This window comes from Aliivibrio logei, from assembly GCF_001691055.1.
In the GTDB taxonomy this organism is placed as follows: Bacteria; Pseudomonadota; Gammaproteobacteria; order Enterobacterales; family Vibrionaceae; genus Aliivibrio; species Aliivibrio salmonicida.
The window spans coordinates 607,523-622,498 of record NZ_MAJU01000008.1; the positions used below are offsets into that span (position 1 = coordinate 607,523).

General features: G+C 39.0%; 15 protein-coding genes. 6 read left to right on the forward strand and 9 right to left on the reverse strand.

All coding sequences use genetic code 11. The features are described from left to right. Positions 1-337: 337 nt before the first annotated feature. Positions 338-2,290, forward strand: coding sequence for a BCCT family transporter (locus A6E04_RS06895; RefSeq protein WP_017020533.1), 1,953 nt, complete (start codon positions 338-340; stop codon positions 2,288-2,290). 149 nt (positions 2,291-2,439) lie between these two features. Here the strand turns inward: A6E04_RS06895 and A6E04_RS06900 are convergent, their stop codons facing one another. Continuing rightward, positions 2,440-3,297, reverse strand: a complete 858-nt coding sequence (locus A6E04_RS06900) for a Vmh family MBL fold metallo-hydrolase (protein WP_065610644.1) — start codon at positions 3,295-3,297, stop codon at positions 2,440-2,442. Positions 3,298-3,439: 142 nt separating this feature from the next. Here A6E04_RS06900 and A6E04_RS06905 point away from each other — a divergent pair, with 142 nt between their 5' ends. Beyond that, positions 3,440-4,333 (forward strand): LysR family transcriptional regulator, encoded by an 894-nt coding sequence (locus A6E04_RS06905; RefSeq protein ID WP_065610647.1) that lies wholly within the window; start codon positions 3,440-3,442, stop codon positions 4,331-4,333. Between the two features lie 7 nt (positions 4,334-4,340). On the opposite strand, the gene A6E04_RS06910 is transcribed toward A6E04_RS06905, so the two are convergent. The 4 genes from A6E04_RS06910 to murQ form a co-directional block, all read right to left on the reverse strand. Then, complete coding sequence (locus tag A6E04_RS06910) at positions 4,341-5,054, reverse strand: sulfite exporter TauE/SafE family protein (RefSeq protein ID WP_039798246.1); 714 nt, start codon at positions 5,052-5,054, stop codon at positions 4,341-4,343. Between the two features lie 111 nt (positions 5,055-5,165). Then, positions 5,166-5,705, reverse strand: coding sequence for a YaeQ family protein (locus A6E04_RS06915; RefSeq protein WP_012549986.1), 540 nt, complete (start codon positions 5,703-5,705; stop codon positions 5,166-5,168). 152 nt (positions 5,706-5,857) lie between these two features. Beyond that, a complete protein-coding gene (gene murP / locus A6E04_RS06920) occupies positions 5,858-7,312 on the reverse strand; it encodes a PTS N-acetylmuramic acid transporter subunit IIBC (RefSeq protein WP_065610649.1) in 1,455 nt (484 codons plus the stop codon). A 59-nt stretch (positions 7,313-7,371) separates the two neighbouring features. Continuing rightward, complete coding sequence (murQ, locus tag A6E04_RS06925; protein ID WP_023603099.1) at positions 7,372-8,274, reverse strand: N-acetylmuramic acid 6-phosphate etherase; 903 nt, start codon at positions 8,272-8,274, stop codon at positions 7,372-7,374. A gap of 261 nt (positions 8,275-8,535) precedes the next feature. Here murQ and A6E04_RS06930 point away from each other — a divergent pair, with 261 nt between their 5' ends. Both A6E04_RS06930 and A6E04_RS06935 read left to right on the forward strand, forming a co-directional pair. Beyond that, positions 8,536-9,390, forward strand: coding sequence for an SIS domain-containing protein (locus A6E04_RS06930; RefSeq protein ID WP_065610651.1), 855 nt, complete (start codon positions 8,536-8,538; stop codon positions 9,388-9,390). Positions 9,391-9,532: 142 nt separating this feature from the next. Then, complete coding sequence (locus A6E04_RS06935; protein WP_065610652.1) at positions 9,533-9,892, forward strand: DUF805 domain-containing protein; 360 nt, start codon at positions 9,533-9,535, stop codon at positions 9,890-9,892. Positions 9,893-10,137: 245 nt separating this feature from the next. Here A6E04_RS06935 and A6E04_RS06940 read toward each other — a convergent pair whose 3' ends face one another. Then, complete coding sequence (locus tag A6E04_RS06940; RefSeq protein ID WP_023603096.1) at positions 10,138-11,037, reverse strand: DnaJ C-terminal domain-containing protein; 900 nt, start codon at positions 11,035-11,037, stop codon at positions 10,138-10,140. A 283-nt stretch (positions 11,038-11,320) separates the two neighbouring features. Between A6E04_RS06940 and A6E04_RS06945 the strand changes: the two genes are divergently transcribed. Then, on the forward strand, positions 11,321-11,599 hold the full coding sequence (locus tag A6E04_RS06945; RefSeq protein WP_065610654.1) for a LysR substrate-binding domain-containing protein: 279 nt from the start codon (positions 11,321-11,323) through the stop codon (positions 11,597-11,599). 75 nt (positions 11,600-11,674) lie between these two features. Here the strand turns inward: A6E04_RS06945 and A6E04_RS06950 are convergent, their stop codons facing one another. The 3 genes from A6E04_RS06950 to A6E04_RS06960 form a co-directional block, all read right to left on the reverse strand. After that, positions 11,675-12,451 carry an outer membrane lipoprotein-sorting protein gene (locus A6E04_RS06950; protein ID WP_026025282.1) on the reverse strand — a complete coding sequence of 259 codons (777 nt, stop codon included), beginning with the start codon at positions 12,449-12,451 and terminating at the stop codon, positions 11,675-11,677. Positions 12,452-12,565: 114 nt separating this feature from the next. Then, positions 12,566-13,429 carry a LysR family transcriptional regulator gene (locus tag A6E04_RS06955; RefSeq protein WP_017020544.1) on the reverse strand — a complete coding sequence of 288 codons (864 nt, stop codon included), beginning with the start codon at positions 13,427-13,429 and terminating at the stop codon, positions 12,566-12,568. A 194-nt stretch (positions 13,430-13,623) separates the two neighbouring features. Beyond that, positions 13,624-14,091 (reverse strand): methyltransferase family protein, encoded by a 468-nt coding sequence (locus A6E04_RS06960; protein WP_017020545.1) that lies wholly within the window; start codon positions 14,089-14,091, stop codon positions 13,624-13,626. Between the two features lie 274 nt (positions 14,092-14,365). On the opposite strand from A6E04_RS06960, the gene A6E04_RS06965 reads away from it, so the two are divergent. Next, positions 14,366-14,809, forward strand: coding sequence for a hypothetical protein (locus tag A6E04_RS06965; RefSeq protein WP_023603092.1), 444 nt, complete (start codon positions 14,366-14,368; stop codon positions 14,807-14,809). The last annotated feature ends 167 nt before the right edge of the window (positions 14,810-14,976 follow it).

The window sequence follows — 14,976 nt, forward strand, 5'->3', positions numbered from 1 at the left end:
TTCAGTCTATGGTGGATTCATTAAGGGTTTTGGTCAGTTTAGGATGGTTATTAAACAGCTGATTTTTCTGGTTAAATCTTTATGATACCTTGATCACACTTTTTATAAATTCAAGAAATAAGTTTGTCGACAGACAGGCCAATTAGCACTATTTTATCTTGAATCCAGATTAATCGTGATTTGGATAATTTTCGAGCACTAAATTACTCACAAAAAACCGTCCGCCTACAATATTTTATACTCTACTAATTTAAGTTAAACCTGTCTGATCTCCTCAGTACGGGGAGTTATTTGTGCGCGCACTTAATTAAATCTGTTTTTATTACGGACAATAAAAATGAAAAAGCACTTCGAGCTTATCGATAAACCAACATTCTTCGGCGCACTATTACTACTTTTTTCAGTTGTTACTCCCTTACTGGTATTTCCAGTTCAGGGCGCTGAATGGATTGCCGTTGCTAAAACATTTATGACCGACAAATTAGGTTTTGCTTATTTAGGTCTAGGTTTAGCGGCATTTTTCTTCATGATCTATATCGTTTTCTCTGATATCGGCCAAATCAAACTGGGTGATCCAGATGAGAAGCCAGAATTTGCATTGGCGTCTTGGGCGGCCATGCTATTTTGTGGCGGCATCGGCGCTAGTATTTTGTACTGGGGCACCATCGAGTGGGCATATTACTATCAAAACCCTCCGTTTCAACTAGAAGCGGGCAGTGAAGAAGCGGTACGTTGGGCTGCCACTTATGGTCTGTTCCACTGGGGTCCAATTGCTTGGTGTATCTATATGATCCCTGCAATTCCTATCGCTTACTTCTTCTATGTACGTAAACAGCCTGTACTAAAAGTATCTGCTGCTTTAATGCCTGTTATTGGTGAAGCTAACAGCTTTGGTAAATTAGGCAAAATCATTGATGTTCTGTTTATCTTTGGTTTATTAGGTGGCGCAGCAACAACGTTAGGTTTAGCCGCACCACTGATTAACGAAGGTATTAGCTATCTATTTGGTATTCCAGCAACAACGGGCAGCCAGATCTTAGTATTGATGGTATGTACCGCGATCTTTGCTTACTCGTCGTACATGGGCATGGATAAAGGCATTAAGATTTTAAGTAATATTAACTTCTGGGGTGCGTTAGGTTTACTGCTGTTTGTCTTAGTTTGTGGTCCAACAATCTTTATGTTGGAAACAGGTTTAGATTCAATCGGCCGTATGTTATCTAACTTTTTTATTATGGCGACTTGGGCTGAACCTTTCGGTGGTATGGGGACTTTTGAAGATACTCACTTCCCACAAGATTGGACCATTTTCTACTGGGCATGGTGGTTAGTATTTGCACCAAGCATGGGCCTATTTGTTGCTCGTATTTCACGCGGTAGAACGATTAAGCAGATGGTCTCTGGTGCGGTATTCTTCGGCTCTCTAGGCTGTTCAATGTACTTCATCATTCTTGGTAACTACGGTTTATCACTGCAATTATCGGGTGAGTTAGATGTAGTGAACATTCTTAATGTAGAAGGGCCAACTCGCGCCATCTTCTCTATCTTAGAAACACTGCCATTTAGTACCTTCGTCATTGCTGTATTTACCTTGTTGTGTGTGATTTTCACCGCGACAACATTTGACTCTATCTCTTATATTTTAGCGTCAGTGGTACAAACGAATGTGACTGAAGAACCAATGCGTTGGAACCGCCTATTCTGGGCTTTCACCCTTTCATTCATGCCATCGACATTGATGTTTATGGGCGGCTTAGCAACACTACAGACAGCGGCAATTGTGGGTGGTTTACCGCTATTAGTTATCGCAGTAATGCTAATGATTTCAGGCGTTAAAGCAGCGATGCTAGACTTGGCACACCAAGATGATTACGTAGATCCAGTAATCAACATATCTAACCTGCCAGATGTTGACCCGTGGAGTAAAGAAGGTCAAGCATTGGCTCGCTTTGAACAACTACGTGACAACGCAATTGAAGCCGCAGATCTTGAGCGTGAAGCGAACGATGCAATTTGGATGCTGAAAAAACAATTACGTAAAGAAGCGTTAGCACGTGGAGAATCAAGCGTTGATTTAGGCGATGCGCCTGATGATATTATTGAAAATTTACGTCAATTAACGGATGACTCAATGAATGCTAAAGAAGCTAAATTGGCGGCGTCAGTACTTGCTCAAGAAGCGCGTGTTTCCTTTGATGCATTAATGTCTCAAAAGGTCGAAGACGAAGCTTTGCAAGCAAACGAAGACGCTAAATTGGCGATTAAAACAAGATTGAATTCACCAAGCTAACTTAACTTTGTGGTTGATGTCTGCTGAAAATACGCAGGCATTAACTCACATACTAAATACAAAAACCTCTCAATCTAAGAGCGGTTTTTTTGTTTATTAATTCAGTCGTTATCGATAAAAATAACGACTCAAACTCAATATGATTAGTGTTACCACTCCATCTCGCCCGTATTCACTTTCGCACTTAATGATAAATCCTCTTCACCTGCTAATGATGGGTAAAGATCTTTCATCATTTTGATGACATCTTCGGACTTGTTTGATTGAGATAACGCCTCTTCAAAATGCTTTAAATAATTAATCACAAACGAAACTGCCTCCGTTTTTTTCGGTATATCACCAAGATAATGTCCCGGAATAATGACTTCTGGATCTAATTTAATCATTCGCTCTAATGATTGTGACCATTCATGTCTTGCTTCTTTTGTTTGTGAGTCCGCAGTCCACACGTGCATTCCAGAAGACACCGATATACCACCAAATACAACCTTCGTTGATGGTATCCACAAATAAGCTTGATGTGTATTTATCTCTTTTACTTCTATTTTTTTGCCATCAAGAATCAGCGTCTTATCATTGAAAACCTCAGGAACGATGAGCTTTGTTGGCGCTCCATCGCCTAAAATTGGTCCCCAATAAGCGAGTTTAGCATCCATTGTTTTCTTGATATGCTTTACCACCGCTTCACTTGCTACCACTTTGACATCAGGAAACGCGTTAACTAATGGTTGTAACCCAAAGTAATAATCTGGATCACCACCGCTGATGTAAATCATACTGAGCTTCTTATTCCCTTTTTTAATCTTGTGAACTAATGCCTCACCATCCTTAATGCTAAATTGCGCGTCAAACAAAATGGCTTCTTTTTCACCACTAACAAGCACTGACGTCGTTGGAAAAACGCCATCTTTACCTGGATTGTACGGTGAAATATTAAGATCTGCTGCGGATGCATAGCTGGTCAATATCAGTGCGCTCGTTAAAGTGATTGCAGAAAATGTAGTCATAATTTACCTATATAAGTAGAAACAGTCAGTGAATACGTCACGATTAAAAGACTATGTTATTAGATTGTATTTCGTTGAAATACCCGATAATCTGACTTTCACCGTTTCATTTTTCGAGCATATAGATTTTAGGTACAAAGTGATGGATAGACTGACCGCGTTACATGTTTTTGTCACAATCGTTGAACAGAAAAGTTTGAGTGCAGCAGCTGATCATCTCGACATGTCACGAGCAAAAGTGTCTCGTTATTTGGCTGAGTTAGAAAATTGGATGGACGTTAGATTACTGCATAGAACCACAAGAAGCCTCAGTCTAACCACGCCTGGGGAAGAAACGCTTGAGGCCGCACGAAACCTATTAGCGTTAGCGGGTACTTTGGATGGCATTCGAAATCAAAATACAGTAAAGCTGAAAGGACAACTACGAATAACGGCAAGCTATTCATTAATAGACAGTTGTTTAATTGATGTGATTGATGAATTTGTGACGATGTGGCCAGAAACCTCGATAGATATCCTTTCTACTGACGAATCGGTAAATATTATTGAATCTCGTATTGATCTGGCTATTCGCATCACGAATGACGTTGAACCAAATGTTGTGGCTAAGCGTCTAGGCGAATGCCGCTCTATTATTTGTGCTTCACCCACCTATCTAGCCAAAAATGGCACGCCTCAAAATGTACAAGAACTCAGTCAACATAACTGCCTTTCTTACACTTATTTTGGCCGTTCTGCATGGGTGTTTGATGGTCCTAATGGGCCAGAGTCTGTTCCAATTACGGGGAATATTAGCGCAAACCTGTCAGAAGTATTACTTGCCGCGACATTACGAGGAAATGGCATTAGTCAACAACCCTTACCTACCGTTCAACCCTTGATTGATCGTGGTGACTTAGTGCCATTACTGCCTGAATGGCAGCCAAAAATCTTAAACGTTTATGCGATTTACGCGACACGAAAACAAGTAACACCTTTACAGAGAGCCTTCATTGATTTTCTAACCGAAAGAATGAAAACGTCACGGTATTGGTAAGTTAGCGTTATCTTAACGCTAACACAATCGCTGCGACACCAGAGATCGAACACATCACTAAAGACACTTTTCGAATCGTCTCTTTGTCTATTCTATCCACCACTTTCATTGCGACTAAATAACCAACGTATGACGCTGGTAATAACGGTAAAGTAAGATACAAATGCGACATGCTCATATAACCAGCAGGGACTTGCACCGCTAGCGATATAAGGCTACTCACAACAAAGAAAGCGGATAAATTAGCGCGGATTAAATTCGCCTCTTGGTGCTGTAATAACAACGCCATTGGCGGACCACCAATACCAGAACTCGTACCGAACAAACCAGAGAAAAAACCAGCAATTGTCATTCTTGAATTATTTGGTTCAATGCGAAAAGGCAACAAACTCACCACAACCGCAAGCAATACGACAACCCCAATCCAAAGTGACAAGAGTTTTGCGTCAACATAATAAAGCAGCAAACCTCCAAGAATCGATCCCGGAATTCGACCTAAAAATGCATAGCCTAAGCCACGAAAAGAGACATTCGCTTTGTATTTATACGCATTAATAATGGATAAAAACAAACCAACAATCACAATAGGCGCAGGAACGTAACTCGGCGAGATAAGAAATAAAAGAGGTGCCGTGACAATCGCTAAACCAAAACCAATCGCACTTTGTACAAATGACCCGATAAAAATCAAAATCATCGCAAACAACAAACCTAAATCCATTAGAGGAAGCTCCATAAAAAATGCCTTCTATTATGATAGTCATATCAGAAGGCATTATGAACTAGATGTTAGAAAGGAAACAGCAGTATTACACGCTTTACCCTTTCGAATTTATTCAACCGATTGCAAGGTTTCCCATGTCACTTCGCAGTCACCTTTCGCAGCTGAAATAAACGCTGAATCGCCTGTGATCATCACTGACATTTCCATCGTTCTTTCTAACAATGCAGAAAATGAGTGTATTTGAACAGAATCAAAACGAACCACATCAACAGGATACTGTTTGAATTTACTTTGGTTTTGCTTCCACCACACTTCAGATTTTGAGTTAAAGCTGTACACCTTAGTCACTTTAGACTGGCGTGACGCTTTTTTCATACGCTCAGGATCTGGCTCACCTGCATCAATCCAAAGAGAAATCGTATCATCGTATTCACGAACCCAAATATCCGGCTCATCAATCGCAGACAATCCTTTCGTAAACGTTAAACGCTCTTCAGCATTCAAACAAAATGCCAATACACGAGCCATCATACGCTCTTCACTTTCTGATGGGTGCTGAGCAATGGTTAAGCTTACTGAATCATAATGATCACGATTCAAGTCTGTTAACGCGATACGAAATTTGTAGATGGTTGGTTTGATAGCCACTGGCTTTCCTAACTATTGAGAATTGAAGGCATTGTACGCGATTCTTGTTGCTTAGCTAGGCATAAAAAAAGACCTCACAGTGGTACCTGCGAGGCCTTAACGTACTTATAGGGGAAAGTACTTATTCGTTCTTTATTTTTCCAATACTAAGCTTAGCTCAAATCTACATTTTTTGTGCCAAAGAACCACGTTGCAATAAAGCCAACCGCATAAGAAATCACTAAGCCGGCAGCAAACACAAGCATACCTGCAAAAATACCCGCGCTTGATGTCATTAATGGTAATGCGACAATACCTGATGGACCAAATACCGTATTCAAACCTACTGGTAATCCCATGTAAGACACTAATCCGATAAAGAAACCACCGGCAGACCCACCAATACACGCCGTAATAAACGGTTTTACTCGTGGTAATGTCACACCATAAATCAGCGGCTCACCTATACCTAAGAAACCAGGAATAATGGCACCCTTAACTTGAGTTCGAAGTAAGGCGTCTTTTCCTGCTTTAGCGTACAAAGCTAATGATGCACCGACTTGCCCTGCTCCTGCCATTGCTAGAATTGGGAATAATGAGTTGAAACCTTGCGCATCCATCAGTGCAAAATAAACCGGAACGAAACCTTGGTGAATACCAAACATCACTGAGATTAAAAACAACCCAGCTAAGATGGCACTACCAAACGGATTGCCATTTAAGTTGATAAACAACCATGACATGCCTTGGAATAACACGCCACCTAGCGGCATAATCACCACAAAAGTAACCGCACCCATTATCAGCAGAGTCACTACCGAGGTTAAGATCATGTCTAGGTTATCAGGCATATATTGACGAACTTTACGCTCAACACCCGCGCCAACAATAGCGGCGATTAATACGCCAATGATGTTACCTCTCGGGTCGATACCATGCCCAAAGAAATCGGTCATGCCCGCATAAATTCCCGTCATTGCTTCAGGATCGTAACCCAGAACAAACAAAGAAGCTAAAATCGCACCATTAACCCCAGAACCGCCAAACGCCTGTTGTGCGTTATAACCAATCAGGATACTTAAAAAGCTAAATAAGCCTTTACTGAACACTTTCATATACAGGATCAAATCAACCAAATTGGCATTTGGAGATTCATTTCCCATGATATAGAGTTGGTCTAATAGCGTAGCAAAACCCAATAGCAAACCAGCGGCAATGAAACCCGGAATTAACGGAGTAAAGATGGTCGCAAATTTACTTAAAAATCGCTGTGTCGCACTCGTTTGTTTCTTTTTTAATTTCTGTTTATGCTCAGAAGCAACGTCTTTCAACTCTTTTTGTTTTGACGAATCAGGCGTGTCGCTATTGTCTTCTCCCTCCATCATTTCATTCATCATTTCAGCGGCAGTTTGTGCTTTGCCTGGGCCTAAAACGATTTGAAATTGATCATCACTTTCAACCAAACCCATCACGCCTGCAATGCGTTTAATCGTATCTCGATTCGCTAAGCTGTCATCATGCAAAGTAAGACGTAAACGCGTCATACAGTTGCCACATTTAATGACATTATTTTTGCCACCAATTGCGTTTAAGATCTCTTGTACCATTGATGTCGTTATCTTGGCCATGCCATTTTCCTTTCTCAATCTAGAGGCTATTGCAGACCATATTGATCTGCATAGTCTGGTTAGCTATTAGCGAGTGCATCGCGAATAAATCCATTATATTCCGTCAATTTGTCTGTCGCACTTTTCGCATCGAGCCCAGACAACACCATAAGAATCGCTGTCTTACAATGGTTATTACATTGAGATAACGACTCTGCGGCTTCCGTTTCTGAACAGCCCGTAGCCTCAATAACAATATTCTTTTGTCTCTGTACTAATTTTGCATTGGTTGCTTCGACATCAACCATCAAGTTACCAAATACTTTACCAGTGCGGATCATCGCTCCGGTTGTTAACATGTTCAGAACCAATTTTTGAGCGGTTCCGGCTTTCATACGAGAAGAGCCAGTTACGATTTCAGGGCCAACAACTGGTGTCATATTGATGTCTGCCAGCTCTGTCATTGGGCTATTTGGGTTACAACTCAGCGTTGCTACGGTTGCACCCACTGATTTTGCGTATGCCATCGCACCAAGAACATAAGGAGTACGTCCACTCGCGGCAATACCCACTAGCACGTCTTTCTCGTTCAATCCCAAATCTTGCAGATCTGATGCGCCTAATTCACGGTTGTCTTCTGCATTCTCTACTGCTTTTAAAATCGCTTTATGACCGCCAGCAATTAAACCCACAACCAGATCAGGATTAGAACCGTAGGTTGGAGGGCATTCACTTGCATCCAAAATACCTAAGCGGCCAGATGTGCCTGCACCGGTATAAATCAAACGCCCACCACATTGAAACGCCACAGCAATTGCATCTACAACTTCTGCGATTTGAGGCAAAATAGCTTCAACGGCTAACGCCACTTTCTGGTCTTCTTTATTAATAACCGTCAACATTTCTACGGTTGATAACACATCTATTTGCTCACTTGCTTGATTACGGCTTTCTGTTACCAATGTGGTTAGATCAATTTTCATAATGGCGTTCTCTTCAAAAGATAAATTCTCAATTTCAATGATTGCCATCATAAAGAATAAAAAATTCCATTTAGTGACCAAAATCACAACAAAAGTTATTCTAAACTCTCAAAATAAGTGGAATAAACAAAATTAACAATAAGATAGAACACGTTAAACAACAGAAACAAACCATTAATTTTCAATAAGATAAAAACAAAAAACCAATCAAGAATAATAAGAGTAAATTTGGAATAATTAATTCAAAAAAAGATAGGCATTATGAGTATTTTAGAAAAGATACAAAATCAAAGAAGCAATTTGTCAGCCAATGGCATTAAAATTTTAGATTTTATACTAGAACAGCCCACGGCAATCGGTGCCTACTCTAGCCAAGAATTGGCAAATAGAGTTCAAGTTTCTCAATCTAGCATCATTAAGCTAACGCAAAAATTGGGCTTTAAAGGATTCACTGCTTTTAAATTGGCAATAATCGAAGACATAGGAAGAAAGCACGCCATCCTAGAACCAGAAAAGCCAATCCACAATAAAATCCACAGTGATGATTCTTCATTAACAATGGCCCAAAAATTGGTTCAAGAAAAACACCACGCCTTAGTTGCTACCACCAACGCCATTGATTACCAAGAGTTTGAACACATTATCTCGTTATTAAACAATGCCAACCGAATTCAAATTATTGGTATTGGAGGATCCGCATTAACCGCAAAAGATCTGTCCTTTAAATTATTAAAGATTGGAATGACGGCGTTATCAGAGCAAGACAGTCATGTTCAAATCGCTACCGCGAATACGCTATCAAACACAGATGTACAAATTGTGATTTCTTATTCAGGAAACAGAAAGGAAGTATTAGTCGCTGCGCAAATGGCAATAGAAAAAGGAGCGACGGTTATTGCCCTTACCTCTACGAAGAAAAGTCCATTAAGGAAAGTCGCAAGCTATTGTATTGATACCATTGCAGATGAACGTCAGTTTCGCAGTTCATCCATTTCATCTCGTACGGCACAAAACGTCATTACCGATTTAATTTTTATGACCTTATTTCAACTAAGAAGTGACAGTGCCAAATTACTTATCGATGAAATCTCATCAACTATCGACAGCATTAGATAATCTAGATCAACATAAGGTGTTTTTCTCTAGCAAATAACATTAATTGCCTATGGATTTAGGCAACATGCCTCTCTGTAATTGAGTATAATTCAGCTCCATAATAATTGCCCTGTTGGTAATTAAATAGACCGGTAATATAAAAATGAAAGACATCTTATTTTCTTTTCAAGGACGTATTAGTCGCAAGCAATTCTGGCTAGGTACATTATTCATGATCGTTCAATCATTAGTACTTTTTGGACTGTTATCAATGACATTTGATGTAGAAACTAACGCACCAAGTGCCGCTGGATTAATCGTTATTTTAATCGCATTCGTACTAAACACTTGGGAATCATGCGCGCTATATATCAAACGATTTCATGATCGTAATAAGAGCGGCTGGTGGATGTTAATTGGTCTTGTGCCATTTATTGGTGGCTTATGGTTATTGGTTGAATGTGGCTTCTTATCTGGTAATGACGGTGACAATAATTTTGGTAAAAGTCCTAAATTGAATTAAGTTTATCGCTAAACTATCACCACACCATTAATGACGAGCGTATAAAAGCGCTCGTATCTCTCTTCTCTTCTTCTCTTCTTCTCTTCTTCTCTTCTAAAACATTAAATCGTGTCTAATAAAGTGTCCGCAATTAAAATTCACCGCACTCTCGCTTATAGCATCAAAAATACAGAGACAAAAAAGGCACGAACAATCTGAATAATGTATTCATTGTTCATGCCTTCAAATTTAGAAATATTGGTTCTTTATGCCGTCGCTAGATCTCTAAACGCCATCAATAATTCTTTTTGCTTATCCGTTAGATTTGTCGGAGTCGCTACGATAATCTCTACCATTAGATCCCCTGTAATTCCTTTACGGCCTTTCACGCCTTTATCTTTCATTCGGAATTTACGACCACTTTGAGTACCTGCAGGCACTTTCAATTTAAAGCGGCTTTCTAACGTTTGGATCTCAACTTCACCACCAAGGGCTGCGGTTGCAAAATCCATTGTAACAGGGCAAATTAAATCGTTACCATCACGTTTTAAAATCTCATGAGGACGAGTATTAATTTGAATTAATAAATCCCCAGCCGGACCACCATTGGCTCCAGATTCGCCTTTACCAGAAAAGCGAATTTTCTCACCATCATCAATACCCGCAGGTACTTTGACGTTGATTTTTTTATTCTCACCATTAATTGGTAATTCGATGACTTGCTCACACCCATTAATGGCATCCGCAAATTCAACTGTTAAGTTAAACTGACGATCTTGGCCTTTTTGTGGACGAGGACGACGTTGTTGAGAGAACATGTCTTCAAACCCACCACGACTGCGCCCGCCGCCACCAAATGCACCACCAAAAATATCTTCAAATCCGCCGTAGCCTTGGCTCTGACCACCAAAGCCAGCACCACCGCCACCTGAGCCACCATTTTGGAATGCAGCGTGACCATAATCATCGTATTGCCCGCGTTTATCGGCATCCGTTAAAATTTCATACGCTTCTTTGATTTCTTTGAACTTGTCTGCGGCTTGTGGATCACCCTGATTCTTATCTGGGTGGTATTTCATCGCAAGACGTTTGTACGCTTTTTTAATCTCTTTTTCTGTGCTGCTTTTAGAGACACCAAGGACTTCATAATAATCACGTTTAGACATGACTTAACCTCGTCAATGAATAGAAACAGGCGTCAGAGAGAGCTCAAACGCCTGTTATAAAATAATACTAATCAATGGAGTTTATGTCCTATCAGATTAAGGTCAAGATCTATCTCACATTATGCGGTAAGTTCTTGCCATTTATCTTCTTTACATTGCCAATTTCCACACAAAATCACTCTATTTACGTATTAATAAATAGACTCAATAAATAAAAATAATCATTTACTCTTTGCTGAAAGAGACCTTATCATTTTGAGAAGATTGGCAATCGTGGGCTGATGTGTATGGAATCGAATACCAACCGCCTCAAAATGTTATTCAAGTTGAGGATCAAGTTTCCGTTATTCAAGCCGCGGTTAATGATGCGGGAATTGCACTAACTTGGGATTGGCATGTAAGGGAATTAATAGAACAAGGGAGGTTGGTTGCGTTAACCAAGCCGGTTGAATTTAACACGAATGCCTTCTTTTTATCGGTTTCAGAAGACAGTGATCATTTCGCTTCTCAACTCTTTGTAGATTGGATTATTTCTACTGAACGTATCTATTTGAATTCATAAAAAAGCCCTAATAGAGGTATTATTTCATTAGGGCTTTCGTTGTGTATGTTTGTTATTCACATCAATTTACAAGAATCAATTACGTAACGATTTCATTTGTAATTTAGAGAAAAATTCATCATCAATAATGAAATCGAAATGCGCTTTATTAATAAGAATTTCGGTTTTATAACCCGATTTATTGGCAGGGATCATATCGATACGAGTGGCAACATTGCGGCCATTAAACTCTTTAATATCATTCGTTCTCATCGTATTAACTAATTTATTAAACTCATCGTATGATTCGACTTTACGTTGAATAAACGTCTTTTGTGAAATCCATAAACGCACTTTGCTCAACATGATAGGGGCATCTGGTTTTGCAATGGCATCAATCACCCACGTTTTATCGCCGTCAATCACCTCTTCTTTGATGATTTTTTGATCATAGTCGGCCACTATCGATGATTGGTTGATCACATCATTAGTCGTAAAGTCCGATGCCAACCAAAATCGGTCTAATTTTGATGGCACAATTTTACTGACCTTCTCAGCTCTTGGATCCCAATTCCAAATCTCATTGTCACGTTTCAGAGACGCATTTCCCCGATCTTCTGCGGGAGCGGTAACAAGCACTAAAGAAAGGTCTTCTCCTTTATTCCAACTTTTCATACTCAGACTTCGTGTCGAATCAGGACGGATGACGTTCATGGTCAATTCTATGTATCTTGACTCTCCTCGCATCTGCTTATCTGATTTTTCAACAATCGCCTTTGCAGACAGCGTTTCTGCTGCAAAAACATGCCCAACGACTCCAAAAAATGCAAAAAACAGAACAATTTTAATAATCAGTTTGATTTTATTTTTCATAATACACCTAGCCATGATGCTTAATTTATGAACTTATTTTAATCCGTTTTGATGAATAATTTCGTGACCTCTAAGACGAAACAACTCAAAGAAAAGTCAGAATAATGTCAAAAATTAAGGCATTGTGGCAATGAGACGTTCAATTAAAATAGTTAATGCTTTAGGTTGAAATTTTCGTTGTTTATACACCAAAAAAGATTGTCTTGGTGGGAACTTATGATCGGAAAATATTTCGATAAGATCCATCTCAGGCATGATCAAATGATAAGGTAATGTTGCAGCACCTAGCCCTTTCACCGTGGCATGAAGCACTTGACCAATATCATTCACTTGCAAACGAGGGTGAATGTGGATCTGCTTTAATGTTTGAGTTTGATCGGTATATGTCATGGTCTTTTGATCGTCTAATCGAATCCAATCAAGTTCTTCGATTTGAGCGACTTTATGCTTATCCCAATAAGACGTTGCGACAAAGACACCATGCTGAGCTAAGAATAAAGGACGAGCAATCATGTCCTCTGCTCGGCTAATATCAAACGTAAGCACTAAGTCTCTGTCTGTTTTTGGTAACGCATCTTCGGCGCATAAATTAATTTCAATTGACGTTTGTGGGAACTCTAATAAAAAATCAGTAATTAATTCTCTAACGTAGAAATTGTAAAAACGATAAGGCAAAGACAATCGAATATTTCCAACAACCTCTTCAACCTGTTCACTCAATTGGTGGCAGTTACTTTCTAGTAGATTAAATTGGTCTTCTAATAACTGATAGTAATGTTGGCCTGTTTGAGTCGGAACAAGCTCTCGACCTTTCTTCTCTAACAATCGAACATTCAGCTTCTCTTCCATTAATGATAAACGGCGTGAGACGGTCGAAACGGGTAATCCCAATGCTTTTGCGGCTGCTTGTTGAGATCCCAGTTGCACTACTTTACAAAACAAAAACAGATCATCAATAGTTCCAAATATGGAATTCATACTTTTATATCTCGCTACTTTTTATCATTAATGAAATTAATATACTTAATCTCATTCAAACAATCACGATAACAATCAAAAATAGAGAGATGATGATGAGTAAAACACAATTCTGGGTATCTGGTACCATTTCAGCAATTAGAATGAGAGGAATAAGACCCAGACCGCACCATACTAGTGAGGATATCCCCTAGTTAAAACCAACGCTTCACCTGATTGGCATACACTTTAAAGTCCTCACCAAACAGTTTAACCAGCATTTTTTCTTCTGGTTCAATTTGAAAACGATTCATATAAAGAACAAAACCTAACGCACTCACTAAACCAAGTGGATGTTGGGTATAAGCAACACTACTCAACAAAGCCAGTAGTAACCCAAGGTACATAGGATTACGGGTGTATTGATAAATACCAGAACTGACTAATGAAGAACTGCTTTCTGGTTTAAGTGGATTAACCGTTGTTTTTGCCTCTCGAAATTCTTTTACTCCGCACAACGCAATTACCCCACCTAAAGTAATCAAACCGAGAACAAGAACGTAGCTCAACAAAGGCAAGTAAAACAGGTTAAAAGGAGCAAGGTAGTCAAAAATGAACACTGTTGCCATAAACAACAACATGACTAGCGGGGGCGGAACTCTCAGTTCTAATTTTGAGCGCATTTGTTCTCCTTTCACACGGTGATTCTCTGTCCATATAAATCCAGCGCTTACTTTAACAGTCAAGATTACAATGTCACTGGCCTTTTCTTAATTATTCAAGAAATATAGGTCAATAACGGCACAATGCTTAGTCTTAATCCTTCCTTCTCAAAATTGACCGTTCTATTTTCTAATCCCTTCACCTCAAAAAAACTCAATAAAACAATATCTTTTTTATACTTTTTTTGTATAATTTATTGATAATAGTTATCAATCGTATTTGAGTAAAGTAAAAATGAATAATGAGAATTTAAAAAACTTACGTCTTAAAGATTTAGAAACAATGATCAAATCGCATCACTTTTGGCGATATTTAGTCGCAACTACCCTTGTTGTTTTTTGCATGGATTCATTATTACAACATCGTGATTATTTCGGATTCGTTGAATTTCGTCCCCTGTTTTTACTTATCACCTTCCCTTTGTTGTTCTTATCAATTAAAAATCATAATGATTCCGTTAAAACGGACGAAGAAAAGAGCAAAGATATAAAAAGATGGGAGATAAGAAATCTTGGCCGTTACGAATTCATCATTATTCTATTAATCATATTTCTCTTCGTTCCACTGACATTTTTTGGTCAATACACTGCTTTTGTGCATATATTTAAAGCGTCTTTAATTACCTTTGCGATTCAATGTCTTTTAAAGAAAAGCAATAACAAAGTGAATCAGAAATAATTCATCAATCTACGTACATTCCTCACTTTAAAAAAATGACTGCATTGTGATGTAAAACAATACCGTTATGGGTATTTATATGTTTATATATACATAAAGCTCTTATGCTAAGTCGTTATTTTTAAAGAAAAACCTTTATAATTAAAAGGTTAGAAAGGAAATTGATT

What these genes read in the sequence shown, in the direction of transcription:
- A6E04_RS06895 (WP_017020533.1), top strand. Translation starts at nt 338, where the DNA reads ATGAAAAAGCACTTCGAGCTTATCGATAAACCAACATTCTTCGGCGCA.
- A6E04_RS06900 (WP_065610644.1), bottom strand. Translation starts at nt 3,297, where the DNA reads ATGACTACATTTTCTGCAATCACTTTAACGAGCGCACTGATATTGACC.
- A6E04_RS06905 (WP_065610647.1), top strand. Translation starts at nt 3,440, where the DNA reads ATGGATAGACTGACCGCGTTACATGTTTTTGTCACAATCGTTGAACAG.
- A6E04_RS06910 (WP_039798246.1), bottom strand. Translation starts at nt 5,054, where the DNA reads ATGGATTTAGGTTTGTTGTTTGCGATGATTTTGATTTTTATCGGGTCA.
- murP (WP_065610649.1), bottom strand. Translation starts at nt 7,312, where the DNA reads ATGGCCAAGATAACGACATCAATGGTACAAGAGATCTTAAACGCAATT.
- murQ (WP_023603099.1), bottom strand. Translation starts at nt 8,274, where the DNA reads ATGAAAATTGATCTAACCACATTGGTAACAGAAAGCCGTAATCAAGCA.
- A6E04_RS06930 (WP_065610651.1), top strand. Translation starts at nt 8,536, where the DNA reads ATGAGTATTTTAGAAAAGATACAAAATCAAAGAAGCAATTTGTCAGCC.
- A6E04_RS06935 (WP_065610652.1), top strand. Translation starts at nt 9,533, where the DNA reads ATGAAAGACATCTTATTTTCTTTTCAAGGACGTATTAGTCGCAAGCAA.
- A6E04_RS06940 (WP_023603096.1), bottom strand. Translation starts at nt 11,037, where the DNA reads ATGTCTAAACGTGATTATTATGAAGTCCTTGGTGTCTCTAAAAGCAGC.
- A6E04_RS06950 (WP_026025282.1), bottom strand. Translation starts at nt 12,451, where the DNA reads ATGAAAAATAAAATCAAACTGATTATTAAAATTGTTCTGTTTTTTGCA.
- A6E04_RS06955 (WP_017020544.1), bottom strand. Translation starts at nt 13,429, where the DNA reads ATGAATTCCATATTTGGAACTATTGATGATCTGTTTTTGTTTTGTAAA.
- A6E04_RS06960 (WP_017020545.1), bottom strand. Translation starts at nt 14,091, where the DNA reads ATGCGCTCAAAATTAGAACTGAGAGTTCCGCCCCCGCTAGTCATGTTG.
- A6E04_RS06965 (WP_023603092.1), top strand. Translation starts at nt 14,366, where the DNA reads ATGAATAATGAGAATTTAAAAAACTTACGTCTTAAAGATTTAGAAACA.